Source organism: Myxococcus llanfairpwllgwyngyllgogerychwyrndrobwllllantysiliogogogochensis (assembly GCF_006636215.1).
Classification (GTDB): Bacteria; Myxococcota; Myxococcia; order Myxococcales; family Myxococcaceae; genus Myxococcus; species Myxococcus llanfairpwllgwyngyllgogerychwyrndrobwllllantysiliogogogochensis.
Genome location: NZ_VIFM01000153.1, coordinates 1 through 26,616, shown reverse-complemented (window position 1 = coordinate 26,616; position 26,616 = coordinate 1). Strand labels below are relative to the sequence as shown.

Genomic DNA, 26,616 nt, shown 5'->3' with positions numbered 1-26,616 from the left:
GCCCAGCACCCGCCCATACGCGTGCTCCAGCTTGCTGAAGCCCTTGTCCACCCACACGCCCATCTTGCTGCGCCCCTCGCGGGACGTCTTCAAGAGCTGCGCGCAGCGCGCCGGCGCCAGGGTGATGGCCTCCACGTACGACAGCAGCACCGCCACGCAGAGCGTGACGCCGAACTGGAGGAAGAACCGGCCGATGATGCCCTTCATGAACACGACAGGCAGGAAGATGGCGATGACGGCCATCGTCGCCGCCAGCGCGGCGAAGGTGATCTCCGCGGTGCCCTCGCGCGCGGCGCGCACCCGGTCCTTCCCTTCCTCCGCGTGCCGGAAGATGTTCTCCAGCACCATGATGGCGTCGTCCACGACGATGCCTACCGCCAATGCCAGACCCAGCAGCGTGAAGGTGTTGAGCGTGAAGCCCAGGAAGTAGATGACGGCCACCGTCCCCAACAGCGACATGGGAATGGCCAGCACCACGTTCATCGTGCTCGACAGCGAGCCCAGGAACACCCAGCACACGAACGCGGTGAGGATGCAGGCCAGCAGCAGCTCGAACTCGATTTCGTGGACGCTCTCCTCGATGAACTGCGTCGAGTCGAAGCGCACCGCCACGTCCATCCCCTCCGGGGCCTCCTTCTGGATGCGCGCCAACTCCGCGCGCACGCCCTGCGCCACCGAGACCGCGTTGGCCCCGCGCTGCTTCTTGATGCCCAGGCCCTGCGCGGGGATGCCATTCACCCGCGCCATGCGCCGGATGTCCTCGAAGCCGTCCTCCACCAACGCCACGTCGTGCAGGTACACCGGCTGGCCGCCCTGCTCCCGGATGACGATGTTGCGCAGCGTCTCCAGGTCCAGCGCCTCGCCCAGCACGCGCACGTTGACTTCGCGGCCCGACGTCTCGATGCGACCCGCCGGCAGCTCCACGTGCTCCCGCTGGAGCGCGGCGGTGATGTCCATCACCGTGAGGCCCAGCGAGTCCAGCTTGCCGGAGTCCACCCAGATGCGGACGTTGCGCTCCAGCGAGCCGCCAATCTGGACTTCACCCACGCCCGGCACCGTCTGGAGCTTCTCCTTCACGCGGTAGCGCGCGAAGTCACTCACCACCTGCTGCGAGAAGGGCCCGGACACACCCACCTGGATGATGGGCTGGTCCTCCGGGTTCGTCTTGGTGACGATGGGCGGGTCGATGTCCTCGGGGAGCTGGCGCTGCGCCTGGCTCACCTTCGTCTGCACGTCCGCGAGCGCCGTGTCGACGTTGCGCGACAGGTCCAGCTCCACCGTGATGTTGGCGCCGCCCTGCCGGGCGTTGGAGGTGATGCTGGTGACGCCTTCCACCTGCGTCACGGCCTCCTCGATGGCCTCGATGACGTCGCTCTCCACCGCTTCCGGGTTGGCGCCCTCCCACGTCACGCTGATGTTGATGGTGGGGAAGTCGACGTCCGGGAACTGGCTGATGCCGATGCGCTGCGACGCCACCACGCCGAAGACGATGGTCGCCGCCATGATCATCCAGGCGAGGACCGGCTTCTTGATGCAGGCTTCCGTCAGGCTCATCGCCCAGCTCCCTCGCCGCCGCCGGCGTCTTCGACGCGGGGCTCGGCCGTCAGCGCGGGCTTCTTCTCCTCGGCCACGCGCACCACCACGCCGTCGCGCAGGGCCTCGCCGCCGCGCACCACCAGTCGCTCTCCCGCCTTGAGGCCCTCACGGACCTCCACCCGGCCGTCCGCCGTGCGCATGCCCAGTTCCAGGATGCGCTCGCGGGCCTTGTCACCCTCCACCACGAACGCCATGAAGCCGCGCTCGCTGGCGCGCACCGCCGTCTGCGGCACCACCGGGCTGCCACCGCGCGTCTCCACTGGCACCGCGACGGAGGCGAACACGCCCGGCCGCAACCGGTGCGCGTCCTCGGCGGACACCTCGGCCGTCACCGGCACCATGCGGCTGGCCTCGTCGGCGGCCTCCGCCACGTGGGTGATCTTCGCCATGTACGAGCCGCCCTCCGAGCGCACAGAGAACCGCGCGGGCAGGCCCGGCTTCAGCCGCGACACGTCCGCCTCCGGCACCGTGAAGCGCAAGAGCAGCGGGTCCTTGCGCAAGAGCGTCGCCATCACGATGCCGGGCTGCACGTATTGCCCGGTCTGCACCGTGCGCGTCTGGAGCACGCCGTCCATGGGCGCGCGCACATACGCGTCGCGCTGGTTGAGCTGGGCCTGGTCCAACGCCGCCCGCGCCGAGGCGACGTCCGCCTCCGCCGTGCGCGCTCGCGCCTGGAAGGTGTCGAGTTGCTCCGCGGGCAACAGGCCCGGGCTGGCCTCATTGACGGCGGTGCGACGGGCAGCGCCGGACTGGGCCTCCGCCAGCGAGGCGCGCGCCTTGGCGAACGAGGCCTCGGCCGCGCGCACGGCGATGGCGTAGCGCGCGGGCTCGATCTCCGCGAGCATGTCGCCCTTCTTCACCGTCTGCCCCTCCATGAAGAGGACACGCTCCACGGCGCCAGGCACCCGCGCGGTGATCTGCACCCGCTCGAAGGCCTCCACGGAGCCCACCGCGTTGACGACGTACTCGACGTCGCGGGCCTCCACGGGGGCGACCTCGACGGGGAACTGGATGGGCCCACGGCCCCCCGGACCACCGCCGCCGGGACGACCGCCCGCCTTCCCGGCCGGGGCCGCTTCCGCGCCCTTCGACGCCTCCGCGTCCTTCTTGCATGCACCCATGGCCAGCATGGCCACGGCCAGCGTCAGCGTTCCTGCGCGTCGCATCGCCTTCACGGTTCCTTCCCCAGGGGATCAAGTCCGACTGCCGCCCTCAGGCCCAGCAGGGCCACGCCCAGCGCATACCGGCTGCGCGCCAGGGCCACCTCCGCCTCGAACAACCGGAGGGAGGCATCCGCCAATGTCAACGCCGTGGACAATCCCTGGCGGTAGAGAATGCCCTGCTCCTCCGCGTTCTGCCGCGCCGCGCGGGTCGCCAGCTCGCTCTGGGTGAGCGCCGCCCGCGCGTTCTCCAGGGCCACGCGGGCCCGCTGGATGTCCACGTCCACGCGCCGCGTGCCCGCCTGCTGCTCCAGCTCCGCCGCGCGCGCCAGGGCCACCCGCTCACGGCGCTCCGCGTAGCGCTCACCGCCATCGAAGAGGTTCCAGACGAGGTCGGCCGACAGGAAGCCATCACCGGTGCGGCCCGTCAGGCCGCCTTCATTGGTGAGCCGGTACGTCGCGGCCACGCCCAGCGAGGGCAGCAGTCGCGCCAGCGGCTCCAGCGCATTCGCCTCCAGCGACTCCACCCGCAGACGCGAGGCGAGGATGTCCGGGCGGCGCTCCACGGCGCCCGGGATGATGGAGTCGTGGGTCGCGAGCGGCCGGGCCGCGTCGTCGAGCAGGGTCTGCGGCATGACGAGCGCGCCCTCCACCGACTCCACCAGCAGATAGCCAAGCTCCAGGCGGCTCGTCTGCGCCAGGTTGCGAGCGCTGATGAGCTCCACCTCCGCGGTGGCCACCTCCACCTCCGCGCGCGTCACGTCGTTGGTGCTCGCGAGCCCCCCCTTCGCCCGGGCCGATGCGTCCGCGTGCGACTGCTTCGCGAAGGCGATGCGCTGCTCGGCGGCCTGGAAGACCTGCTGCTCCTGGAGGGTGATGAGGAAGGCGTTGGCGGCCTCGAACGAAATCTGACGTCGGGCCTCCACGGCCTCCAGCCCCGCCGCCTCGCCGTCCAGGCGCGCGGCCCGGTACAGCGGGAAGCCGCGCGCGTCGAAGACCGTGACGCGGGCGACGATGTTGGCGCCGAAGGCGTTGTAGCGCTGGAGGACGACCTGCTGCCCGCCCACCTCACGCGTCGACTGGTTGGAGCGGCGCGTATAGGTGCCCGTCGCCGTCAGCTCCGGGAAGAAGAACGCACGGGCGCGCGACAGGCGAGCGTCGGCGGCGGTGGCGCGCTGCTGGGCCGCGAGCGCTGACTCGTTGCGCTCGGCCGCCATCGACACCGCTCGCTCCAGCGTCAGCGGCGCGCTGTCCGCGGGAGGACTCGCGGGCGCCGCCGTGCCTGGCGCGACGGGTGCGGATTCCGCAGCGGGCCGTGCGGAATTCGCAGCCTCGGGTGCGGAATCCGCAGCGCCGCGCGAGGGAGTGGGTGCCACGGGTGCATCGCTCTGGGCCGCCTGGGACTCGGCTGGAGACAAGGCCAGCCAGGCACAGAGGGGAGCGAAGAGGGCGGTTCGAACAGGGGACATGAGCGAGGAGGCGGGGCTCGGGCCAGATGGGTGACGGGGTGGCGCGCGCTGGGGCCCGACGAGCGAAAGGATGCACCCTGCGACGGGGGCTTCTGGACGATGGCCAGCGCGGCGGTCTATGGGGGAGTTCCGGATGTCCTTGGGTTCTACGGCGGTACGTCACGACAGCGGGCGCCGCGACGCGGCGGGGAATGCACGGGCGATGCGTTTATTCCAGGTGGGTGTACTGCTGCTGACACTTGCGTTGTCGGGTTGCAAGACGGAGACCCCCGCCAGCGCGCCAGCGCTGAGGGTCTTCATCACGTATGCGACCTTCCGGCCAAAGTGCCTGACGCTCACGGTGGTGGACGTGCACGACGCGTCGCACACCGCATCGGGCGCGGTGCCGGTGGACGAGGAGCGCCTCAGCGACACGCGCCTCGGCGTCATCCAGGATCATCCGGGCTGGAGTCGTGACCTGCGAGTGACCGCCGTGGCGCACGAGGGCTCGTGTGCCGGGCCCGTCATCGCGAGCCAGTCCGCGGAGGCCCGGTTTCCGACCCGGGATGTCACCGACCTGGGCCTGGACCTGCGCGCGGAGGACCTGGACGGCGATGGGGCCTTCGCCGCGAAGCCGCCCTACCCTGGCACGGACTGCGACGACACAGACCCGGCCATCCACCCCGGGGCCACCGAACTGTGTGACGGTATCGACAACAACTGTGTTGCAGGAGAGAACGACGCCCCGCGCGAGACTCCGTTCTGGCCGGACGCGGACGCGGATGGCTATGGCGATGACGGGGGCCCGCGGGTCCTTGCCTGCATCACACCCACGGGCTTCACGACGCGCGGTGGGGACTGTGACGACACGGCCGGCGACATCCACCCCGGGCAGGCGGAGTTTCGTTGCGACGGCAGGGACGACAACTGCGACGGCGTGGCGGACAGCGATGGGTTCTCCGTGGGCATGGCGTGCACGACGCCGCTGGGCTGCTCCGGGGTGCTGGCCTGCGCGGGGCCCTCCGCCTCCGCGTGCGCCAGCAGCGAGCAACCGGTGGCGTACTTCGCGGACGACGACGGAGATGGAGAGGCCGGACAGTCGGTGGGGCCCGGCTGTATGCCGCCCGAGCCGGGCGCGACGCGGGAGGACACCGACTGTGACGAGGGCTCCGCCCTGGCGCGACAGGGCCTCACCGAGCAGTGCGACCGCCTGGACAACGACTGCAATGGCCAGACAGATGACGGGGTGACGGGCTGTGCCTCGACGGCGTGGGATGCGCGGGAGGAGCTGGGTGACGCGAGCGCGCGGTTCGATGCGGTGGCCGTGTATTCGAGGAGGCACGGATGGCTGGCGGGCGTGGCGAGCCGTGTGCTTCACGTGGAAGACGACGCCGTCACGCCCGTGACGAACTGTGAGGGCGAGTGGAAGTCGGCGTGGGCCGCGAGCAATGGCCGCGTCTTCCTGGGCTCCCGCGCGGGTCGGTTCGCGACGCTGAGGCCCGGTGAAGAGGCCGAGCCGTGCGAAAGCTTCTCCAGTGGCCATGCCGGCGCCATCAACGGCCTGGTCGGCTTCGAGAGCCCTACGGACAACATCGTCACCCTGTATGCCGTCACCAGTCAGGGCCGCGTCCTGCGCTGGCGCTACGACGACGGAGGCGCGACGCAGGAGCAGCCCACGGTCCTCACGGAGGTGGCCTCCAACCTGAGGGCCATTCATGGCCTGGATGAAACGACGCTGCTCGCGGTGGGCGCGGAGACGGTGGATGGACAGCCCCGCCCCGTGGCCTTTCGTGCGCCTACGAGCGGGACGACGTGGACGAAGGAAGAGCTGGGCGTTTCGGATGCCACCGGCTTCCTGAACGACGTCCGGGTCCTGACGCCTCGGCTGGCCTATGTGGCGGGCGACGGCGCGCTGCTGCTGGAGCGCTCGCGAGACACCTGGACTCGACTGCCGACACTGACGGTGACGGGCGGGGCCACGCCCGATCTCCGGGCCCTCATGGCCTTCGGCCGCACCGCCCTCTACGCGGTGTCCTCGGAGGTGAACGACGTCCACTTCTTCAACGGGTCGACCTGGAGCACCGCCACGCAGTCGCCGGCGACGCTGAATGCGCTGGGTGGCTCGGGGCCCGGGGACGTGTGGGCCACGGGCCACCGCGGCACCCTGCTGCGCTGGACGCCGTGAGAGAGCGAGCCCATGGACCTGCGCGCTGAAGCCCTGACAGTGAGGCACGGCGCGCGGACGGTCCTCTCGGACGTGCGCTGTGCGCTGCCACCGGGGACCCAGGCGCTGCTGCTGGGGCGCTCTGGCGCGGGGAAGACGACGCTGCTGAAGTCGCTGGCGGGCCTGGTTCCCGCGTTTCGCGGGCAGGTGTTGTGGGATGGGCAGGACGTGGCGCGGCTGTCCTCCGCCGCGCGACGTGAGCGGCAGGCGTCCTTCGGCATGGTGTTCCAGACGGACGCGCTGTTCGACTCGATGACGGTGCGGCAGAACGTGTTGCTTCCGCTCGTCCGGCGACATGTGCCGGAGCGCGAGGCCGAGGCGCGCGCGGACGACGTGCTTCGCGCGGTGGGCTTGCAGGACGCGGCCGACACGCTGCCGGAGCGACTGTCCGGTGGAATGAAGAAGCGCGCGGGCATCGGTCGGGCGCTGGCGGCGCGGCCCTCCGTGCTGCTCGCGGACGACCCCTTCGCGGGCCTGGACCCGGGGACGGCCCGGCAGGTGGCGCGGGTGCTGTTGGAGGTCTCCCGGGGCGGCACGTTGATTGTCGCCGCGCCCGAGGCGCCGCTGGACCTTCCCCTGCCCCGCTGGCTGTATCTCCGAGGTGGGCGGTTGGTGTACGACGGGCCTCCCGCGCCGGAGCTGGAGCGCGAACAGGACGAGGTGCTCCCGTGAGCCCACCGCCGCGCGTCGAGAGCCCCGGGCTGAAGACGGTGCGCGGCGCGGGGAGCCTGGGCCTGGGGGCAGTGCGAGGCATCGGAGCGCTGGCGCTGGTGGCGGCGCGCACGGTGCTCGGACTCCCGCGACTGGAGCGGCGCGAGCTGGCACGGGCGCTGGTGCAGTTCGGCTACGACTCCCTGCCCCTCGCGCTGGCCACGGCGGCGCTCGCGGGCGTCATCGTCGTGTTGCAGTCGGGGCTCTACATCCAGCGCTTCGGCGCGCGGGCGTTCCTCGGGTGGGCCGCGGGCTATGGAGTGCTGTGGGAGTTCGGTCCGCTGCTGCTGGGCCTCATCATGTCCGCGCGGATTGGCGCGAGGAACGCGGCGGAGCTGGCCACCATGCAGGTGGGTGGGCAGATAGAGGGCCTGCGCGGAATCGGCCTGGACCCCTTCGCCATCCTCGTGGCGCCGCGCGTGGTGGCGATGGAATTGAGCATGCTCGCGATGAGCACCTTCACGTTCCTGGTCGCCATCCTCTTCGAGTCCGTGGCGGCGCTCTTCACGCTGGGCCTGCCGCTGCGAATCTTCTTCGGGACGTTCGCGCAGATGCTGAGTCCGCTCGACATCCTGGGAGGCGTGGTGAAGACGGGCGCCTTCGGCCTGGCCATCTCGCTGGTGTCCACCACGGTGGGGCTGTCGGCGCGCGGGGGCGCCCAGGCGGTGGGACGCGCGGCGGCGAGCGCGGTGGTGCAAGGGTGCGCCGCCATCTTCGTGATCGACTTCGTGCTCACGCTCGTCCTCGCGGGGTGGATGGCATGAACCGGGTGCTGTCGTTCTTCGGAGCCCCGGTGGTGCTCTTCGCGCGCACGGTGCGGGCCGGGGCTCGCGAGGGCGTGTCCTGGCGCGAGTGCGCGGTGCAGCTCCACGAGTTGGGGGGGCGCAGCGTGTGGCTGGTGATGTCGGGCATGGCCTTCTTCGGCGCGGTCCTGGTGACCATCGCCAATAGCCAGGCACGGAGGTTCGTGGGCAACGTGGCGGTGCTCGGGCCGGCGTACTTCGAGCTGCTGATTCGGGAGCTGGGGCCGGTGGTGTCCGCGCTGCTGACGGCGTCGCGCGCGGGGGCGGGCCATGCGGCGGAGCTGTCCACCATGAGCGTGAACGAGCAGGTGGAGGCGCTGGAGATGTCCGCGGGGGACCCGTACGCGGACCTGGTGGCGCCGCGCGTGGTGGCGGGGCTCCTGGGCGTTCCGCTGTTGAGCACCTTGGGGACGGTGGCCGCGACGCTGTCGGCGGCGCTGGTGGCAAGCCTCGTGTTCGGCGTGGACGGTCGGGCCTTCATGGACCCCCGGTATGTGGATGGCTGGGATTTGCTGGCGGCGGGCATGAAGGCCGTGGCGTGTGGGCTGTACATTCCCCTGGCGGCGGCGGTGGCGGGGCTGCGAGCCCGGGGTGGCGCGGAGGCGGTGGGAGAAGCCACGACGCAGGGCGTGGTGGCCGCGAGTCTGGGGTGTCTGTTGATTGACTTTGGTGTCTCCCTCGCATTCCAACTGCTACGCCTGTGAGCGCGAACGACTCCCCCACCCGCACCGAGGACACGCTGCGCTTCACGGACGTGCGCGTCGCGTTCGAGGGAGGTCGGCGCGTGCTGGACGGCGTGACGGCGGAGGTGTCGACGCGCGAGCTGACGTTCATCGCGGGGGCGAGCGGCTCGGGCAAGAGCGTGTTGTGTCGGATGGCGGTGGGCTTGTTGCAACCGGACTCCGGCAGCGTGGAGCTGTGGGGCGAGCGGGTGGACACGCAGCCGGAGCGGGAGCTGGTCCGGCTGCGGCGCCGCGCGCCCTATCTGGTGCAAGGCCCTGCCCTGCTCGACTGGCGGACCCTCCGTGAGAACGTGCGGCTGGCGGACCCGAAGGCCCCGGAGGACGCGGTGGAGTCGGCGCTGGCGCAGGTGGGGCTCTTGGAGTGGGCGGACCGGTTGCCGCCGGAGCTGGGGCCTGGGGCGAAGAAGCGCGCCGCCATCGCGAGGGCGCTGGTGTTGAAGCCGCGCTATCTCTTGCTGGACGAGCCGACCACCGGGTTGGACCGGCGAGCGGCCACGCAGGTGGAAGAGGTCATCGCGTCGCTGAAGACGCGGGGACTGGGAGGGCTGGTGGTGACACACGACTATCGACAGCTCAAGGGGCTGGCGGACCAGGTGTTGGTGGTGGCGGGAGGTCGGTGTGCGTACCTGGGGCCGCCGGAGGGCTTCCTGGAGTCCTCCGCGCCAGAGCTGCGGGTGTTGACGGCGCCGTTCATGGAGGGTGCGACGGATGGATGAGCGACGGTTGGAATTGAAGGTGGGCGCCCTGGTGCTGGCGGCGGTGGTGGGCGTGCTGGTGTTGCTGTGGTTGATGGGTGAGCTCAGCCTCGGGTCGTCCACGGTGCTCCCGGTGGACTTCGGGCACACGGGCAACGTGGTGGAGGGCGCGCCGGTGAAGCTGGGCGGCGTCCAGGTGGGCCGGGTGCAGGCGATTCGACTGCAGCCGGAGCGCAGGGATGCCCGCGGACAGCCCTTGCCCGTGCGCATGGAGCTGGCGGTGACACCGGAGTCGCTGGCGGCGCTGCGCTCGGATGCGCGGGTGACGGTGGCCTCGGTGGGCCTGCTGGGCGAGCCCTATCTGGAATTGAATCCAGGAACCCAGCCGGGAGGCAGGCCCGAGGGCGAGGCCTTGCGGGGAACGGATGCACCGCGTCTGGATTTGCTGGCGGAGCATCTCTCGAAGTTCGTGGAGACGATGTCCGGGATGCTGGAGAAGGACCCTGAGGCGGTGACGGGGTTGGTGACCAACATCTCGCGGCTTTCCAAGACGCTGGATGAGCTGCTCACGGAGAACAAGGGCGACGTGAAGGTGCTGGCCTCGGAGCTGGCGGCGGCATCGAAGGACTTGAGGCAGCTGGCTCAGCTCGCGAGGGAGTCACTCCAGCCGGGGGGCAAGGCGGCACGGCTGTTGGACGATGCGGCGGCCTCGGCGGCGGTGCTGCGCAGCGAACTGCCGGGACTGACGAAGTCCGCGGGGACGACGCTGGATGGACTGGCGGCCGTCACGGGCGAGCTGGGCCCGGAGGATGGGAAGCGCGTGAAACTGGCCTTGGAGAAGCTCACGGCCGCCGTAGGGCAACTGGACAGCATCGCGGCCCGGGCGGACCGCGTGCTGGGGAAGATAGAGGCTGGAGAAGGCACCGCCGGCGCCGTCCTCAAGGACCCGACGCTCTACAACGAGCTGCGCACCCTGGTGACGGACCTGCGCAAGCATCCGTGGAAGATGCTGTGGAAGGACTAGCAGGGATTGGCAGACGCCAACCGCGAGCCTCCGACAACAGCTCAGAGCGAGTGGCTCAACATCCACGCGTAGATGTCATGACCCGCTGAACCGTTGTAGGTCTGGGACCACGAGTCGTGTCCCACGCCCTGATACAGCGTGAGCTGGGCGGGCGGGCTCGCCGCTGGATTGCAGACGTTGTTCAGCTTGTTCACCGGGTCGATGGATCCCCACTGAGACACCGTCCCATCCGCCGTGCCATGGAAGGCCCATACCGGCACGTTCCACATGTTGCAGATGGGGATCCCGTTGCCGTTCCCCGCGATGGGCACAATCGCCGCGAGCTTCTGCGGGAAGGCCACCGCGTAGGACCAGGTGACGATGGCCCCCGCCGAGAGCCCCGTCAGATAGATGCGGTTCGGGTCGACTCGATAGCGCGTCTTCGCGAACTCGAGGATGGCGTCAATCTCATTGTCGCCCCACCAGGCATTGAATCGCTGCGGCGAGATGAGGATGAACGGGAAGTGCCGGCCGTTCCGGATGAGCCGAGGCGGCGCGGTGACCGCCATCAGCTTCTCCAAGCCCGCCACCGAGGCCGTTCCATCCCCCTCCTGCCCCTGGCCCCCCAGGAAGATCACCAGCGGATAGCTCGCCCCGGCATTGTCGTCATAGCCCTGCGGCAGATACTCCCAGTAGCCGTAGCTGATGCCCGGAACCGTCGCCTTGGGTCGCGCGAGGATCTGCCCCTGTGCGGCCAACGCGCCCTGCGCGAAGAACAGGACACAGCCCAACAAGATGCGCTGCGATATCGACATGGCAACTCCTCTTCAACCTTGGGGGAGTCGATACTTTAGCCACCGAGTTGCACCACATCCAGCAATTTCTTGACTTGCTGCCTATAACGATAAGTCTAGGTGCACGCTCTACTGCCTGCGCAGCTCGATGGAATCCATGTGGATGAAGTTGGCGCCGTTCATCGCCGGGGCCTGGGTGTGGAAGCCCAGCTCCAGCGTGCCTCCGGTCACGGAGATGCTCGGCGTCTCCACCCGCGTCCAGGAGCCATACGTCCCGAGCGAGGTGAAGACCGGCTCGCACGAGACACACGTCTTCGCCTGGAGGCGCGCGAGCCCGAAGTCACCGCCCTTTCGCACCCACGCGCTCACCTTGTAGCTCCCGGATGGAAGGCCGGTGACGACCTGGTACGTCCACGCCTCGTACGCCGCCGTGCCCCAGTGGGTCAGGTGATAGGCCCCGGACTGAGCCCCGTTGTACGTCTCGCTGAAGGCCGCCCACTCCGTGCCATTGGGAGACCACGTGGACCAGCCCGTCATGCCTGACTCGAAGCTGGGGTTGGTGAGCGGAACCGTCGTGGGCGTGGAGCCACCGTTGAGGATGGCCTCCGCCTGGGCGACCTGGAGCGCGACGAGGTGCTGGAAGGCCTGGTCCAGTTCAGCCTGCCTCGCCGCGTTGCCGGCGTGCTGCTTGCGCTGCTGGTAGAGGGTGTTGATGAGCTCCAGCTCGCGCTGTGAATAGGGCACGCCCAGCCGCTGCTGGAGTGTAGTGAGGAAGCCGTAGCCGAACTCCCGTGTCGGCTCCAGCATGGTGCCCTCTCCATAGTCGTTCCACGTCGCGAGTTGGATATGGCCGACACTGCTCCCGAGGGCCGCGTCCAGCGTCTGCTGGAACGAGCCCAGCCCGTTGTGGGGAATGCTCCAGGTGGGGCCATCCCAGCCGCCCGAGCTGTAGAACGTGTGGAAGCCCGGGTAGGCCACGCCCATCTTCAGGCCCAGGGGACGGTTGGCGTAGAAGTGATTCAGCCCCGCCATGAAGTCCGAGTAGATCCACGCGTACTCGCCGCTCGCGTTGGCGCCCGCCTCCTGGGACTCGTACCAGAGTGTGAGGAACGCCGGCTTGGGTGACAGCGAGGCGAAGAGGTTCGTCCAGTCCGACGGCGTCTGGAATGTCTGCGGACCGAAGTCGAGCAGCAGCGGTGCGTTGTTCACCCGGATGTAGTTGCCCTGGGGGAAGTAGTGGTCCCTCAGGTAGCCCATGTCCGCCCGCCCCGCGGCGAGCTTGTCGGTGATGATGCCCGCGTTCGCCGCGAGCAGGATGTTGTGGTCCTCATAGACGATGGCGAAGTCCAGGCCCACCGCCGCGGTGCGGGCGATGAGGGCCTCGGAGTTCTGCTTGTTCTTCGGATAGTCCCAGGCATTCACCGTGCCGGGCCAGTCGATGAGGACGCCGTCCACACCGGCGTACTTCATCAGCAGCAGCTGGTACTCGATGACGTCCTTGTCCCCGGAGGCATAGGGGCCAATCAGCGGGTAGTAGTGCGCGGCAATCTGCCGCCGGCCGGAGCCATCCACGTTGTTGGGGTTCTGGTTCGCCATCGTCCAGTGGATGCCCCAGGACCCATTGCCGGATGAGGCCTGGGTCTCGAACCACGGCATCAAGTGGGCGTAGACCTTCTTGCCCACCGACTTCGGCACACGCGCGGGCGCCAGGGCGGATACGGCCGAGGACTGCTCAATCCCTGACGATTGGATTTCCTCTGACTGCGTATCATTGCAGCCCGCCAGGACCAGGGCGACCAAGGCCACGCCAAGACCCAACCACTGACATCGCTTCATGGACAGACTCCGGGGTGACGCGGGGGAGGCGGCACCCTACTGTCCTTGCTGTGTGGCCTTTCAAGCCCCTTGTCACGCTGGCGTTCAGGGCCCGTTGGTGTCCCTGTCCCTCAGCACGGCATAAGACGGTCGGATGCGGCCTGCGGTGTCATACCCCAGGGGACTTCCATCCCAGGGCTCTGGCGCGATGATGCCCCGGTCCTGCATGGCGCAGTTGGCCGCCGTCGAGCACTGGTTCGCGGAGTTGTAATAGTAGATGCGGGTGATTCGCCCGCTCAGGTTCGGCAGCCGCAGGATGAACTTCGTGGTGTCTCGTTGGGACACGTCACCGAACACCTGCCCATCCGCGTTCCGGTAGAATGCGCCCACCTCTGTCAGCCAGATGTGCCCCACGTCCCAGCTCGCATCCAGCCCCCCGAGCCAGTTCACGAACGTCCGCGTCGTGCAGCCCTGGTCTCCCGGTACGCAGTGCGCACCGCTCGCCTGATAGCGATTGGCATCATGGTGCGGATGGATGCTCCACAGGTTGGGCCGGTGGCTCCGCAGGAAGATGCGATAGCGATCCCAGTACGGGTCGTTCGGCGTCGCGTCGAACTCCCCCGCCGGCACCGTGCAGTCCGGACAGATGCTCACGACGAGCCGGTAGTAGAACGCCGCCCTCAGCGGCCCGCAGTTCTCCAGGTCCTCACTGGCACACGTGGGCTCATCCAACGGGACTCCGCTCTGCAGGACGGAGTTCGGGAAGTTCGGCTCGTTCCAGGCTCCCACCAGGGTGATGGCCGGGTACGTCGCGTGGAATGACTCGAAGGCCGCGCGGAACTCCACGTCCGTGGGCGCCAGGTACTTCCCATTCGCCGCCTTGCGCAGATCGCTCGGTCCGAGCGTCACGTAGGGCTCCACGGCCTTCGCCGCCGTCGCCTGCAACCACGCCTCGAACTTCAGTCTCCGGGCGTCGTTCGCGGGTCGCTGTGCCACGTCATAGGGCACGACGACTCGCGCCCGCTTCACGTTGAGCCCGTCCCAGGCCGGATGGGTGAACGTCTCCGCATCCGAATCCGAGATGCCCACCGCGAAGTCCACCAATGAGCGAGGGACTGTCCCCGCTTCCCCATGGGCCTCCTTCTCGAACACCCCGTCTCCACAACCCATGACACTCGCCACGACGAGCGCCATCAACGGACGCCTCTTGCAACGCGATGGAATGGCCATGAATCCGAAGACTAACAAATCCCCACGCAAATCACAGACTCGTTGCCTCAGGCAATCAATTCCAATCCGCCTGCAATTTCATACGACGAATCCCAGGAAAGCGCGGCATCGGGAGTTCGAACCCCGGCCCCCACTCCAAAACCTCGACGCCCTCCATCGAAGGGCGCCACCACGGCTCAATCCCGGCATAATGGTTCCTCGGTCGACCGCTGGAGCCGTGAGTCGGTGAAGGCGGGCGACAGGCTGTCCTGGGAACCGCGCGCGCCATGTTCCGTCGTCTAGTGGTCGTCTTCGATGCTGGCTCGGAGTCCGAGGCGGTGCTCCACGCGGTTCGTCGGCTGAGCGCCTCGCCCGAGGCCGTCTATCTGTACGGCCTGGTCCCCGAGCGCAGCGAGCTAGAGGCCCCTCCTCCCGCGAGCCTCACCGTCCTGGACCGGCTTCGACACGCCCTGCACGCCTGGAGCCCCACACTCCAGGTCAGTGGCGCACTCGAAACCCACCTCGATACCCGCTCACTCATCGAAGCCGCCACGAAGCACGGCGCCGAGCTCGTCGTCCTCGGTCCCCACCTCGACACGGCCCCTCGTGCCCGGGTCAGCGCCATGCTCACGCTCTCGCTGCGCGAGCACGTCCCCGTGCTCAACATCGGGAAGGCCCCCGCCACCGCGCCCAGGGCCCCGTCACGCATGGCCGTGGCCATCGCTCCAGATGGACGGGGACTCGGCTCGGTGGCGACCTTTCTCTCCCGCTGCGCCCTGCCCTCCGAGCTCATCGCCCTCACCACCGGCTCGGCGCCCGAGCAGACCTCGCACCTCCAGGCCCTTTCGCGCGCCCTGGGCATCACGCAGACGCTCCACGTCGAATCCCTCACCGAGAACCCCGCCGACAGCCGCGTAGAGGCCTTCGACGTCGCGGCGCTCCGCTCCGGCGCGGACCTCCTGGTCATCCCCGCCGACGCATTGGCCAACATGGAAGCCCTGGTGCTTGGGATGTTGGGTGCCAGGGCCCTCCAGGAGGCTCGCGTCCCCACGCTGCTCCTTCCTCGCACGCAGACGGCGTCCGTGTTGTTCGAGGACCATTACGCCGTCTCCGACTCCGTGGCCGTCCCCGGATTGGCGCCCCGCTTCTCCGTCGAGCGCGTCGGCTTCATGTCGAGCATCTCCGTCCCCGAAGCGGGCCCACTGTCCGTGTTCGAGGGCGGAGCCACCCTGGGAACCACTCGACACGAAGGCGGCACCGCGGCGCTCACCGCGTCCTGGTTCGACCACGTTCGAGGACTCCACCCGCTCGCGTTCTCCTTCTCCGGCGCCTCCGCCCCCAGGAACCTCTCGCCTTGCTACGTGCTCGGGCCCGAGAAGCCCCTGCTCCTCGTGGACAGCCAGCTCGACGAGGACACGCTCGAAGCGGTGCGCGCCCTGGCGATGGACCGTCACCACCTCGTCTTCGTCAGACTGCGCGACACCGACTCCCTCGACGAACAGCGCGAACATCTCCGCGAGCTGCTGCCCGACACCCCCTGGCCCCTGCTGCTCGATGCCAGCGCGTGGCTCGACGACGCTCGCGCGGACGATGTGCCCCAACAGGTCGACGGACAGCGCCTCCTGCGCGTGGCCACCCGTCTCGCCGCCGCGGGCGTCGCCATCTCCGCCGTCGTCACTCGCGACGCGCACAAGCCGGTCCATCCGTACCTGCGCACGCTGAGCCCCGCGGAGTGTCTGGCGCTGCCCCGGGCAACCTCCCTGGCGCCCCTCTCCATCCCCGACGCACCAAACACCTGGTCACGAGAGCTGGCACTGGCGGGCTGCAGTCCCCTCCTGGAGGGACACCACATCGACTTCGAGCTCGACAACGGGCTGGCTCGCGAGTCCGTGCTCGAGGCCATCGACTCGGCCCGAAGCACCATCCATTGGCAGTGCTACATCGTCGAGGACGACGCCGTCACCGCCCGCATCACGGACGCACTGAAGCGAGCCGCCTCACGCGGTGTCCACGTGCGGTTCCTCGCGGACGCGCTCTACAGCGGCCATGACTCCTTCGGCGCCCTCAACCCCGCCCTCGTGACGCTGTCCGAGACACCCCACGTCGAGGTGCGCGCCATCGCGCCCTTGGTCGGCGTGCCCAGCCTCTCCGAGCTCAAGCAACGCAACCACCGCAAGCTGACCGTCATCGACTCCGAGCGCGCCTTCGTCTCGGGCCGGAATCTCGGCGCGCCCTACTACACGGGCTTCGATGAAGTGGGCCTGCGACGGACCTCGCACTATCGCGACATCCCCTGGCTCGACTGTGGCGCGCGACTGGAAGGGCCCCTGGTCAGCGTCCTCGAAGGCGCGTTCCTGTCCGAGTGGACCCGCGCGGGCGGCGAGCCCTATGCCTTCCCACCCACGCAATCCGTGGGGACGATGGCGGCCCGGGTCGTCCTGCATGAAGGACTCAGGGACACCCACACGCTCGACACACAGCTCGCGCTCATCCGCCACGCGCGCTCACGGCTCGTGCTGGTGAACACCTTCCCGCTGCTGCTCGAACTCCAGAACGCGCTCATCGCCGCCGTGCGCCGGGGCGTCCGCGTGGAGGTGCTGTTCGGCAGCGTCCGGCCGCACTACGGCTCCGCGCGGACGTACTTCCCGGGTGGAGCGCTGCGCGAGGTGGCGGACCGCTACGTCCGCAGTCGACTGGACGCGGTCATCGAGGCGGGCGGCATCGCCTACGAATGGGCGCTGCCCGCCATGCCGGAGTGGGAGCCGGAGCTGGAGCAGCTCTTCCCCCACGTCCACGCCAAGCTGATGGTCTGCGACACCAGCGCCGTCGCCATCGGCAGCGCCAACCTGGACGTCACCGCCGCCTACTGGGAGAGCGAGGCGCTCCTCATCGTGGAGGACGCGCCCTTCGCCGAGCGCCTGCTCACCGCCCTGAACGGGCTCTTCGCCACGTCGCGCAGAATCGACCGCGAGGACCGGAGCTGGCGCGACGAAGTCGAACAGCGCGCCTGGGTCGGCCGGAACTGGCCCTCGCTCGTCGGCTGAGCCACGCCGGCCCCGGCCCGACTACCCGGTCCGCGCGATGCGGTCGGGCGCGTCCGGATGCCTCGGGGCGCGGTCCAGCTCCTTCCCCTTCTCCTCGGGGCGGGTGTGCATGCTGTTGAGCCGGCTGAGGAACTCGTCCTTCGGCATGCGCTCGGTGCGGCCCCAGGGGTTGGTGTACTCGACGTACTCCTCGCCGGTCTTCGGGTCCACGCCCGTGCCCGTCACCACCACCTGGTGGCCTCCTGAACCCCACGTCATTCCCACCGCCACCGACTCTCCAGCGGCCGTGCGCTCCTGGATGAGCTCCCACGCCGCCGCTTCCTCCTCGGCCCCGCCAATCCCCTTCACGGTGTCGACCTTCCGGTCGAACACCGCCTCCGCGAGCCGATCAAACTCGTCCGCGTACAGGCCGCTGTGCGTCTTCTTCCCGTCTTCGTAATGGGCGTCCGTCTTGTCCTGGTAGTCCTTGTCGCCGTTCGCCACTTCCATGAACGCCGGCGCAAGCAGCTCCTGGCTCTCCGAGCGAACGTCCTCTCCGCCCTTCGCCTCGGCCCCCAGCGCCTCGCGCTTCATCACCGTCTCGCCGTCCGCCAGCGTCACCTCGCCGGAGCTGCTCGCAAGTCCCGCGACGAGGCGCACGTACTCCGCCGGGTTCTCCATGAGGAGCTGGATGGTCGCCGCGGTGGCCGCGCAGGTGCCCTTGTTGCGCTGGTTGACGGACTCGGGCGTCGCCAGCTCCTGCACCACGTCCGACAGCAGTGCGCCGCGATCAATCCCCTCGCCCAGCTCCTGCGTCTGCAGCGTGTGGAGCTGGTCCAGCAGATCTCCTTCGCCGCCCAGCGCCTCTTCACCCGGCAGCTTGCCCTCCAAGAGCAGCTTCTGGAGCGCGAGCGTCGCCACCGGGTCGCCCGCGGGCTCCACCGCCATCAGCCCATCGCGCACCTCCTGATACTGCTGGCGCTCCTCGGGCGAGAGGTTGTCCAGCGCCTCCTGCTCCAGGGCCGCGTTGGCCTCCACCTCGGCCACGGCCGCCTGATGGCGCGGCGACGCCGGGTCCGTGTCCGCCGCGTCGTTCACGTCCTTGGCGTCGCGGGTGATGTTGGCGCCCTGCGCGGTCTCGCTCAGCTTCAGGAAGTTCGCGCCACCCAGCAGGCGGTCCGCGTTGGCCAGCGCGTCCTCGCGCGTGCGGGGCTGTGCCTCACCCTCGCTGAAGCTCCGGATGCTGTTCGACTGCGAGCGGATCTTCTGAACGTCGAGGTCGTTGTAGACATCGCGACGCGTGGGCCCCGGAACGAACTCATCCGGGTTGATGGCCACCGCGGCACGCTCCACGCCCTTCTGCGTCGGGCGGGAGAAGCTGTCCTGCGACGTCACCGCGGGCTTGCGGACTTCCGGCTTCGGCTGGGCCGCGGCGACCGACGTGTCACTTTGCGAGGCACGGGTGGGCGTGCCCCCACTGGAGGAAATGCGCGTCATGGGGAGATCTCCGGGGGTTTGGATTGCGGCCAGGCCCGAGGGGCAACTCAGCCGCGACTGCTTTGTATGGATTATCTCCACACTCCCAGGGAAGTTGCGAAGCCCGGACAACTACTCTCTGTCCCGGTCAGACCCCTGGGCCCGCCCCCGTCGCTGCGCCACCCGACGCCAGGACGCGTCATGCTGAGAGGCGACCATGGCCCCCCGTCCCGACGACTTCTACTTCGCAGCCGTGGGCGACGTGCACGGGCGGATGAACCGGATGGTGTCCTTCCTCCAGTCCTGGACGAAGAACGCGCACCGGGAGCTGGCCTTCGTGCTCCAGGTCGGAGACTTCGAGCCCCACCGCGACGACGCGGACCTGGCGACCATGGCCGCCCCCGCGCGCTACAAGCACCTGGGCGACTTCGGGGACTACCACCAGAATCGCCGCCGCTTCCCCTGGCCCGTCTACTTCATCGGCGGCAACCACGAGCCGCACGGCCACCTGGACGCGACCCCCGAGGGCGCGCTGATCGCCACCAATTGCCGGTACGTGGGCCGCGTGGGCGTCGTCGACCCCAGGGGGCTGCGCGTCGTCGGCGTCTCCGGCATTCACGACGAAGGGGGCTTCCAGAAGCCGCATCCGCCCCTGTCGCTGCTCGGCAGCGTGTCCCCCAAGGACTTCACCTGCTTCAACGAAGAGGACATCGACCGCGCCCTGGGACTCGAACGGGCGGATGTCCTCCTCGTGCATGACTGGCCCTCCGGAATCATCGCCACCGAGGACCGCGAGGACTTCGCGCACCAGCGTCGAAGCCCCAGCGCCGAGGCCGTGGGCAATGACTACGCGCGGCTCGTGGCCGAAGCACTCCAGCCCTCGCTCGTGCTCTGTGGACATCTGCACAAGCGCTACCGGGGAACCCTCGCCCACGCCTCCGGCCGAGTCTCCCAGGTGTGCTGTCTCGCCAGCGTGGAGCAGGGGGCGGACGCCTTCGCCGTCTTCCACGCCACCCCGACAGGGCTTCAGGAAGTCACCGCGCTGGGGGTCCCCGAGCAGGGCTGAAGCCCCCGCTGAGGCTGTCGACTCCCAGGCCGTCCACCCACCAGCGCCCACCAGGGACGCGATAGATGTGGGACAGAAGGGCGATTCTTAAAGCCACGAGGGAGGAAGCCGGTGGTACAAGCCCCGGCGTGACTTCCGCACCGCCGTCTTCGCCCCCCGTCGCCTCCTTCGAATCCCTGGGCCTCAAGCCCCAGCTCGTGGAGGCGCTCAGTGCCCTCGGATACGAGGAGCCCACGCCCATTCAGCAGGCCGCCCTCCCCCCGCTGCTCGCAGGGAAGGACCTGCTCGGTATCGCCGCCACCGGCACTGGCAAGACGGCGGCCTTCGCCCTCCCCCTCCTCCACCACCTGAAGCCGGGTGAGGCGGGCCCCCACAACACCTCCGCCCTGGTGCTCGTCCCCACGCGCGAGCTGGCCATGCAGGTGTCCGAGGCCATCCACCGCTACGGCCAGAAGCTGGGCGCCACCGTCCTGCCGCTGTACGGCGGCCAGGTCATCGGCCAGCAGCTGCGCGTGCTCAAGCGCGGCGTGGATGTCGTCGTCGCCACCCCCGGCCGCGCCCTGGACCACCTGCGCCGAGGCACCCTCCAGCTCGAGAACGTCCGCACCGTCGTGCTCGACGAGGCCGACGAGATGCTCGACATGGGCTTCGCCGACGACCTGGAGGCCATCCTCTCCGGGACGCCCGAGAACCGGCAGACCGCCCTCTTCTCCGCCACCCTGCCCCCGCGCATCGCCAGCATCGCCGAGCGCCACCTCCACCAGCCGGTGCGCGTGCGCATCGCCAAGGAGAAGGTGGAGCCGGGTGAGCTGCCTCGCATCCGGCAGACCGCGTACGTCGTCCCGCGCTCGTTCAAGATCGCCGCGCTGGGCCGGCTGCTCGATGTGGAGTCCCCCACCGCCGCCATCATCTTCTGCCGCACCCGCACGGAGGTGGACGACCTCACCGTCTCCCTCAACGGCCGGGGCTGGCGCGCGCACGCGCTCCACGGCGGCATGACGCAGGAGCAGCGAGACCGCGTCATCAAGCAGCTGAAGTCGCACGGCACGGACCTGCTCGTCGCCACGGACGTCGCGGCGCGCGGCCTGGACATCCCCCGCCTGTCCCACGTGGTGAACTTCGACGTGCCCAACGCCCCGGAGGCGTACGTGCACCGCATCGGCCGCACGGGCCGCGCGGGTCGCGAGGGCGTGGCCATCACCCTCGTCGAGGCCCGCGAGAGCCGGCTGCTGCGCAACATCGAGAAGGTCACCGGTCAGCGAATCACCGTGTCCACCATCCCCACCGTGGCGGACCTCCGGGCCCGTCGCCAGGAGCTGATGCGCGCCACGCTGCGCGAGACGCTGGTGGCCGGCGGACTGGAGTCGCTGCGGAGCATCGTGGAGGACCTGGCCGGCGAGTTCGAGCCGCTCGACATCGCCGCGGCGGCCGTGAAGCTGCTCCAGGACTCGCAGGACGAAGGCCGCGCGAAGGAAGAGGAGGAGATTCCCGCGGTCTCGCCGGCGACGGAGCGGCCGGCTCGCTCCAGTGGCCCCTCGTCGGGACCGGGCGGGCGTCCCGTCCGCTCGGAGCGAGGCGCCCCGAAGCGCCCGGCGGGCCCTCCGTCCTGGGACACCACCCGGCTGTGGATTGGCGCGGGCCGTGTGGCGGGCATGCGTCCCGCCGACCTGGTGGGCGCCATCGCCGGTGAAGCGGGCCTGGACTCGTCGCGCATCGGCGCCATTCAGATCGCCGACGGCTTCTCGCTCGTGGAAGTCCCCGAGCCGGATGCCAACCGCGTCATCGCCGCGCTGAAGGCGGCGACCATCCGCGGTCGCAAGGTCGTGGTCCGCAAGGACCGGACCTGAGGTGACTCAGGGCTCCGCCCACTGGCGGAGCAGGTTGTGGTACACGCCCGTCAGCATGACCAGTGAGGGGCTCCTGGGCACCTCCTGGTTGAGCTGCATGATGGCGGTGTCCATGTCGAACAGCAGGGCGCGCCGGGACACGTCGCGCACCATGCTCTGCACCCAGAAGAACGAAGCGAGCCGCGCCCCCCTCGTCACCGGGGTGACGTGGTGCAGGCTCGTCGACGGGTAGATGATGAGGTCCCCCGCGGGCAGCTTCACCGCGTGGTGGCCGTACGTGTCTTCCACCACCAGCTCTCCACCGTCATAGCTGTCCGGCTCGGAGAGGAAGAGCGTCGCGGACACATCGGTGCGCACGCGCTGCCCCGTCCCGGGAACGGGGCGGATGGCGCCGTCCACGTGCGAGCCGAAGGACATGCTCGTGTCGTAGCGATTGAACAGCGGGGGAAACACGCGCTGCGGAAGCACGGCGGAGATGAAGAGCGGACTGCGCTCCAGCCCCGCCAGGACGAGTTCCCCCAGCTCCCGCGCGGCGGCGCCGCCTTCGGGGAGCTGGAGGTTCTTCTTCACCTGGGCGGACTGGTGGCCGGCCGTGACTTTGCCGTCCGTCCAGTCCGCCTGCTCCATCACCGCGCGGCAACGGGCCACCTCGGGCGCGGTCAGGACATTGGGAATGTGCAACATCATGACCGCGACCCTCTTGGTTAGAAGCGGTAACGCGCCGTCAGCAGCGCGGACACGCCATCGGCGGGCACCGCGTGGCCGCCGTAGTACTGGTCGTAATACAGCGTGTCGGTGAGGTTGTAGACGTTGAGCTGGACCTGCGCCTTGCCGAACGCGTAGCTGGCGAACGCATCGAAGCGCCAGAAGTTCGGCACGTAACTGGTCGCCGTGGTGGGCGCCGCGGGATTGCTGACGCTCGTCACGTCCTGGTAGACGGCGCCGCCGCCCACGGTGAAGTCCTTCAGCGGCGAGTACGTCGTCCACAGGGAGATGCTGTGGCGCGGCGTGTTGGGCAGCCGCTGGCCCACGAGGAACGCGTTCGTGTGCTCCACGATGGCGGAGTCCATCAGCGTGTAGTTGGCGAGCACCTTCCAGCGCTCGACGATGGTGCCGGCGATGCCCACGTTGAAGCCCTGCACGCGCTGCTCACCCTCGAGCACCTGCGGCGGCCCCTCCGGGTCCGTGTTGGGCACGCGCGCGTCCGTCTTCGTGATTCGGAACACCGCGCCCGTCAGCCCGAGCCGGCCGTCGAGCAGGTCCGCCTTGGCGCCCGCCTCCAGGATGGCGTTCTTCTCCGGGTCCAGGCTCACGGTGTCCGCGGACACCGAGCCCAGCTCCGCGGAGGGGCTGGAGGACGTGCCGTACATGCCGTAGACGCTCACCTTCTCCGCCGGGTGCAGGACGACGCCCGCACGCCAGTTGAAGAGGTGGTCGCTCTTGCGCAGCCGGCTCTTGGCGCCGGTGTTGCCCGTGGTGGAGTAGTCGGTGTTGAAGACGTCCCAGCGCAGCGAGCCCACCAGCTCCAGGTACTGACCCACCTGCACCTGGTCCGCGGCGAAGAGGCCGAGCGTCCGCTGGATGCTCACGTTGGAGCCGGAGAACACCGGCGACACCGCGGACAGGTCCGGCTCCGCGTCCGGCTCGAACAGGTCCGCCGGGATGTTGGGGCCGGTGGGCAGGCCCACGGCGTTGAGGTTGTCGCGGGACTGGCCGCGCTTCTCCCACGACAGCTCCACGCCGGCGTTCGCGGTGTGTTTGATGAAGCCCGTCTCCACTTCGCCGCCCACGGTGGCCTGGTTGGAGATGACGGAGTTGTCCGTCTCCGTCTGGAAGCGCTGCCGGCCGATGGTGGTCGGCGCGCCCGCGGGGGTGAGGCCTCGCGGCGCGGTGGGGCTGGCGAAGCGGTCCACTCGGCCGAAGCGCAGCGTGTTGGTGAACTGGAACTGCTCGCCCAGTCCCTGGGTGAGGCGCGCCGTGGCGACGTGGGCATCCACGCGCTCGGTGTCCGCCTTCACGCCGTAGAAGTTCCCGCGCGGGACATCCAGCGTCTCCGTGACGGGCTTGCCGTTGAAGTAGGGCACGCCGTAGTCGGGAAGGCCGTCCTCGCGCTGGAAGAGGTAGTCGAGCTCCAGCGTGGTCTGCTCCGCCACCTTGAAGCGCAGCGAGGGCGCCAGGCCCAGCCGGTTGTCCTGGACGACATCGCGGCCCGCCGTGGAGGCCAGCTGGCCCATGAGGTTGAGGCGCGCCTGGAAGTTCTCCGACACCGCCTCGTTGAGGTCCGCCTCGACGCGGCCCGACGGCGCGGTGCCGCCGCTCAGCGCGACCTCCTGGAAGGACGTGCGCTTGGGCTTCTTCGTCACCAGGTTGATGGCGCCGCCCGTGGAGCCACGGCCGAAGAGCACCGAGGACGGACCGAAGTACGCCTCCACGCCCTCCAGGTTGAACGTGTCGCGGGTGAACCAGCCCAAGTCTCGCGCGCCGTCGCGAGACACGTCGTTCTGCGCGGAGAAACCACGCAGGATGAAGGCGTCACCCTGACGTCCCCCTTCGCCGGCGCTCATGGTGATGCCGGAGACGTTGCGCAGCGCGTCCCGCACCGTGGTCGCCTGCTGCTCCTCGAGCACCTCCTCCGGCACCACCGTCACGGACTGCGGCGTATTCACCAGCGCGCGCTGGACGCGGGGCAGAGAGCTCTCCTTGACCTGATAGCCCTCCGCGTCGCCCTGCACCTGCACGGTGGGCAGCGTGAAGTGACCCTCGGTGCCCTGGGCTTCCGGCGCGGGCGTCGTGGCCTGGGGCTCCACGGGCGCGGCCTCCACCGGCACCTGCTGTGCTTCCTGCTCCTGCGCCACCGCCCCACCGGCCGCCAGCGCCGACGCGAGCCCCATCGCGGGACCCCACGGCCTCAGCGCGGAACGAATTCCTCCCGTGTGACCCGCGCTCGTCCGGATTCCAGGGCTGCGTGACTTGATGAACGACATGACTCTCCCCACTCCCAGGCCCATCGAGGGGCCGTTCCAGTTAAATTGAGAATGACTGCGATTTTCAGAATCAACCAAAGGACACCCGAAGGCGTCGCGGGAACCTCGCCCGCCCGTTTCGAGGTGTCCTAGGCGGGGGTCTCCGGCGAGCTCACGGGCGTGGGCTCGGACGACGCCGGCACGGGCGTCGAAGTGCGCGGGTTTCGCTTCGGGAAGAAGCGTCGCCACGACAGGGCGAAGCCGGTCCACACGAGGAAGACACCACCGAGCGAGGCCATCGCGGCGATGAGCTGGCCCACCCACCCGAGCGCCTCGCCGGTGTGGAGGAAGCGCAGCCAGGTCCTCAGCTTGCGTCCGCTGTTGAAGTCCGCGAAGCCCTCACGCTTCGCGATGACGCCCGAGAACGGGTCCACCGAGAACTGAGTGGAGGCGAACAGCGGCCATCCATCCTGTTCCTTCACGTTGAAGGTGACGGCGTCGACCTTGCCGTCGCTGTCACCCTTCGGGCCGCGCGACTCACCGCGCGACTTGCCTTCGGCTCGGCGCTCACCTTCCGCGACGGGCGCGCCACCCCGCGACTCGGCGCGACGCTCGCCCTCAGCGGCCGGTGCCTCAACACGGCGCTCACCTTCCCCGACGGGCGCACCACCCCGCGACTCGGCGCGAGGCGCACCCTCACCCGCTGGTGTCTCGGTGCGACGCTCACTGTTGGTGACGGGGGACTCAGCGCGACGCTCACCCGCCACGACCGGAGCCTCGGCGCGAGCGCCAGGCTCACCCTGCCCTGCCCGTGGCGGCGCGGACGGTGCCTGCCCTGGGGGAGCGGACGGCTTGTCCTGCCCACCTGCCCCTCGGGGCGGCGACGGCAGCCGATACGTGATGCTCGACCAGGCGGGAACCTGCTCCTGGACTGTCGCGAGGAGCGCACCCAGTTCCTTGCGCGGCCCTCCACCCTCCGGCGGCGTCACCTTCACGCCCGCCGACCCTGGAGGCCCCTGCGTCGCTGGCGCCGGGTTGCCCGTCACCGAGTAGACGAAGTCCGACGCCCACTTGTACGAGATGACCATGCCGGACGCCGTGAGCACCACCAGCACCGGCATCGACCAGAGCCCGATGACGTTGTGCCAGTTGAAGTCGCGAGGCTTGCCCTTCAATCCCCGCTTGAACCAGAGCACCGGGCGCACCGTCTTCAGCGTCCACCTGCGCGGCCACCACAGGTAGAGCCCCGACAACGCCAGGAACAGGAAGCCCGCGTTGGACGCGCCGGTGATCGCCTTGCCGATGGCGCGATTGTCGCCGCCCGTCGCGAGCCACCGGTGCCAGTCCTCCATCACATGGAAGAAGTCCCGCCAACCCTTCGCCCCACCCTCCCGCACCTCGCCCGTGTAGGGATTGACGAACACGACGCCAGCGCGCCCCAGGGCCACCTGCGCGGCCGCCGTCGCGGACGGATACACCGTGACACCCGACACCTGGGCCTCGGGCTTCGCCTCGCGAACCTTCGCCACCAGCGCCTCGATGGGCAGCCGCCGGACCTCCGCCTGGGGAGCCGGCACGGCGCGAGCCTCGGCCTCCGCCCACTCGAGAACCTGGGACTCGAACGCGATGGCCACCCCCGTCACCGACATGATGGCGACGACGATGCCAACGACGACACCGACGACAAGATGAATCCAGAACAGCGGCTTGCGGAGCGGGAGGGCCATGACCTGCTTCAATTCAAGGAGAACTGGACGGGAAGCTCGAGGATGACGCGCACGGGCTTGCCCTGGCGTCCGATGGCCGGCGTGAAGCGCCACCGATTGACGGCCGCGATGGCCGCCGAATCGAGCATGGGAATGGAGCGGATGACCCGCGTGTGCTCGGTCTCAACCTCACCGTCCGTGCCAACGATGATGCGCACCAGGACGAGCCCCTGGACGCCATCGACGCGAGCCCGTCGGGGGTACTCCGGCGTGAGCTGCTTCAAGACGGACGGAGGTCGCAGCACCTGCCCCAACCCCACCGCCTCGCCCGTCC

The 26,616-nt window shown here is 69.5% G+C and carries 20 protein-coding genes; 9 read left to right on the top strand and 11 right to left on the bottom strand.

The window, feature by feature from the left end; genetic code table 11:
* The 3 genes from FJV41_RS30670 to FJV41_RS30660 all read right to left on the bottom strand — a co-directional run.
* Positions 1–1,554, bottom strand: a 1,554-nt coding sequence (locus FJV41_RS30670) for an efflux RND transporter permease subunit (RefSeq protein WP_141646133.1), incomplete at its 3' end; no start/stop codon positions are given.
* Entirely contained in the window at positions 1,551–2,762 is a 1,212-nt protein-coding gene (locus tag FJV41_RS30665) for an efflux RND transporter periplasmic adaptor subunit (RefSeq protein ID WP_141646132.1), read from the bottom strand. The genes FJV41_RS30665 and FJV41_RS30670, both read right to left, overlap by 4 nt.
* Before the next feature lie 5 nt (positions 2,763–2,767).
* Positions 2,768–4,225: a TolC family protein gene (locus FJV41_RS30660; protein ID WP_141646131.1), complete on the bottom strand. Its 1,458-nt coding sequence runs from the start codon at positions 4,223–4,225 to the stop codon at positions 2,768–2,770.
* A 133-nt stretch (positions 4,226–4,358) separates the two neighbouring features.
* On the opposite strand from FJV41_RS30660, the gene FJV41_RS30655 reads away from it, so the two are divergent.
* The 6 genes from FJV41_RS30655 to FJV41_RS30630 are packed head-to-tail and all read left to right on the top strand — an operon-like array spanning position 4,359 to position 10,404.
* A complete protein-coding gene (locus FJV41_RS30655) occupies positions 4,359–6,389 on the top strand; it encodes a putative metal-binding motif-containing protein (protein ID WP_246137530.1) in 2,031 nt (676 codons plus the stop codon).
* 12 nt (positions 6,390–6,401) lie between these two features.
* Positions 6,402–7,100: an ABC transporter ATP-binding protein gene (locus FJV41_RS30650; protein ID WP_141646130.1), complete on the top strand. Its 699-nt coding sequence runs from the start codon at positions 6,402–6,404 to the stop codon at positions 7,098–7,100.
* Positions 7,097–7,903, top strand: a complete 807-nt coding sequence (locus FJV41_RS30645; RefSeq protein WP_246137529.1) for an MlaE family ABC transporter permease — start codon at positions 7,097–7,099, stop codon at positions 7,901–7,903. Before FJV41_RS30650 ends, FJV41_RS30645 begins: the two co-directional genes overlap by 4 nt.
* Positions 7,900–8,646 (top strand): MlaE family ABC transporter permease, encoded by a 747-nt coding sequence (locus FJV41_RS30640; protein WP_141646129.1) that lies wholly within the window; start codon positions 7,900–7,902, stop codon positions 8,644–8,646. Before FJV41_RS30645 ends, FJV41_RS30640 begins: the two co-directional genes overlap by 4 nt.
* The gene (locus FJV41_RS30635; protein ID WP_141646128.1) at positions 8,643–9,401 is read left to right on the top strand and encodes an ATP-binding cassette domain-containing protein; all 759 of its coding nucleotides are present in this window, start codon (positions 8,643–8,645) and stop codon (positions 9,399–9,401) included. The genes FJV41_RS30640 and FJV41_RS30635 overlap by 4 nt, the downstream gene beginning before the upstream one ends.
* Positions 9,394–10,404 (top strand): MlaD family protein, encoded by a 1,011-nt coding sequence (locus FJV41_RS30630; protein WP_141646127.1) that lies wholly within the window; start codon positions 9,394–9,396, stop codon positions 10,402–10,404. Before FJV41_RS30635 ends, FJV41_RS30630 begins: the two co-directional genes overlap by 8 nt.
* A gap of 41 nt (positions 10,405–10,445) precedes the next feature.
* Here FJV41_RS30630 and FJV41_RS30625 read toward each other — a convergent pair whose 3' ends face one another.
* From FJV41_RS30625 to FJV41_RS30615, 3 genes are all read right to left on the bottom strand, one after another.
* Entirely contained in the window at positions 10,446–11,198 is a 753-nt protein-coding gene (locus tag FJV41_RS30625) for a carboxylesterase family protein (protein WP_141646126.1), read from the bottom strand.
* 108 nt (positions 11,199–11,306) lie between these two features.
* On the bottom strand, positions 11,307–13,013 hold the full coding sequence (locus tag FJV41_RS30620; RefSeq protein ID WP_141646125.1) for a glycoside hydrolase family 99 protein: 1,707 nt from the start codon (positions 13,011–13,013) through the stop codon (positions 11,307–11,309).
* An 84-nt stretch (positions 13,014–13,097) separates the two neighbouring features.
* Entirely contained in the window at positions 13,098–14,186 is a 1,089-nt protein-coding gene (locus tag FJV41_RS30615; RefSeq protein ID WP_141646124.1) for a hypothetical protein, read from the bottom strand.
* 302 nt (positions 14,187–14,488) lie between these two features.
* Here FJV41_RS30615 and FJV41_RS30610 point away from each other — a divergent pair, with 302 nt between their 5' ends.
* The gene (locus tag FJV41_RS30610) at positions 14,489–17,245 is read left to right on the top strand and encodes a phospholipase D-like domain-containing protein (protein ID WP_141646123.1); all 2,757 of its coding nucleotides are present in this window, start codon (positions 14,489–14,491) and stop codon (positions 17,243–17,245) included.
* 21 nt (positions 17,246–17,266) lie between these two features.
* Here the strand turns inward: FJV41_RS30610 and FJV41_RS30605 are convergent, their stop codons facing one another.
* Positions 17,267–18,721 carry a hypothetical protein gene (locus tag FJV41_RS30605; protein WP_141646122.1) on the bottom strand — a complete coding sequence of 485 codons (1,455 nt, stop codon included), beginning with the start codon at positions 18,719–18,721 and terminating at the stop codon, positions 17,267–17,269.
* A gap of 196 nt (positions 18,722–18,917) precedes the next feature.
* Here FJV41_RS30605 and FJV41_RS30600 point away from each other — a divergent pair, with 196 nt between their 5' ends.
* Together FJV41_RS30600 and FJV41_RS30595 are read left to right on the top strand one after the other, a co-directional pair.
* Entirely contained in the window at positions 18,918–19,766 is an 849-nt protein-coding gene (locus FJV41_RS30600; protein WP_141646121.1) for a metallophosphoesterase, read from the top strand.
* A gap of 128 nt (positions 19,767–19,894) precedes the next feature.
* A complete protein-coding gene (locus tag FJV41_RS30595; protein ID WP_141646120.1) occupies positions 19,895–21,613 on the top strand; it encodes a DEAD/DEAH box helicase in 1,719 nt (572 codons plus the stop codon).
* Positions 21,614–21,619: 6 nt separating this feature from the next.
* On the opposite strand, the gene FJV41_RS30590 is transcribed toward FJV41_RS30595, so the two are convergent.
* The 4 genes from FJV41_RS30590 to FJV41_RS30575 all read right to left on the bottom strand — a co-directional run.
* The gene (locus FJV41_RS30590; protein WP_141646119.1) at positions 21,620–22,300 is read right to left on the bottom strand and encodes a Fe2+-dependent dioxygenase; all 681 of its coding nucleotides are present in this window, start codon (positions 22,298–22,300) and stop codon (positions 21,620–21,622) included.
* Positions 22,301–22,317: 17 nt separating this feature from the next.
* Complete coding sequence (locus FJV41_RS30585) at positions 22,318–24,504, bottom strand: TonB-dependent receptor (RefSeq protein ID WP_246137528.1); 2,187 nt, start codon at positions 24,502–24,504, stop codon at positions 22,318–22,320.
* Positions 24,505–24,725: 221 nt separating this feature from the next.
* The gene (locus FJV41_RS30580) at positions 24,726–26,303 is read right to left on the bottom strand and encodes a PepSY domain-containing protein (RefSeq protein WP_141646117.1); all 1,578 of its coding nucleotides are present in this window, start codon (positions 26,301–26,303) and stop codon (positions 24,726–24,728) included.
* 8 nt (positions 26,304–26,311) lie between these two features.
* Positions 26,312–26,616, bottom strand: a 305-nt coding sequence (locus tag FJV41_RS30575; RefSeq protein WP_141646116.1) for an energy transducer TonB, incomplete at its 5' end; no start/stop codon positions are given.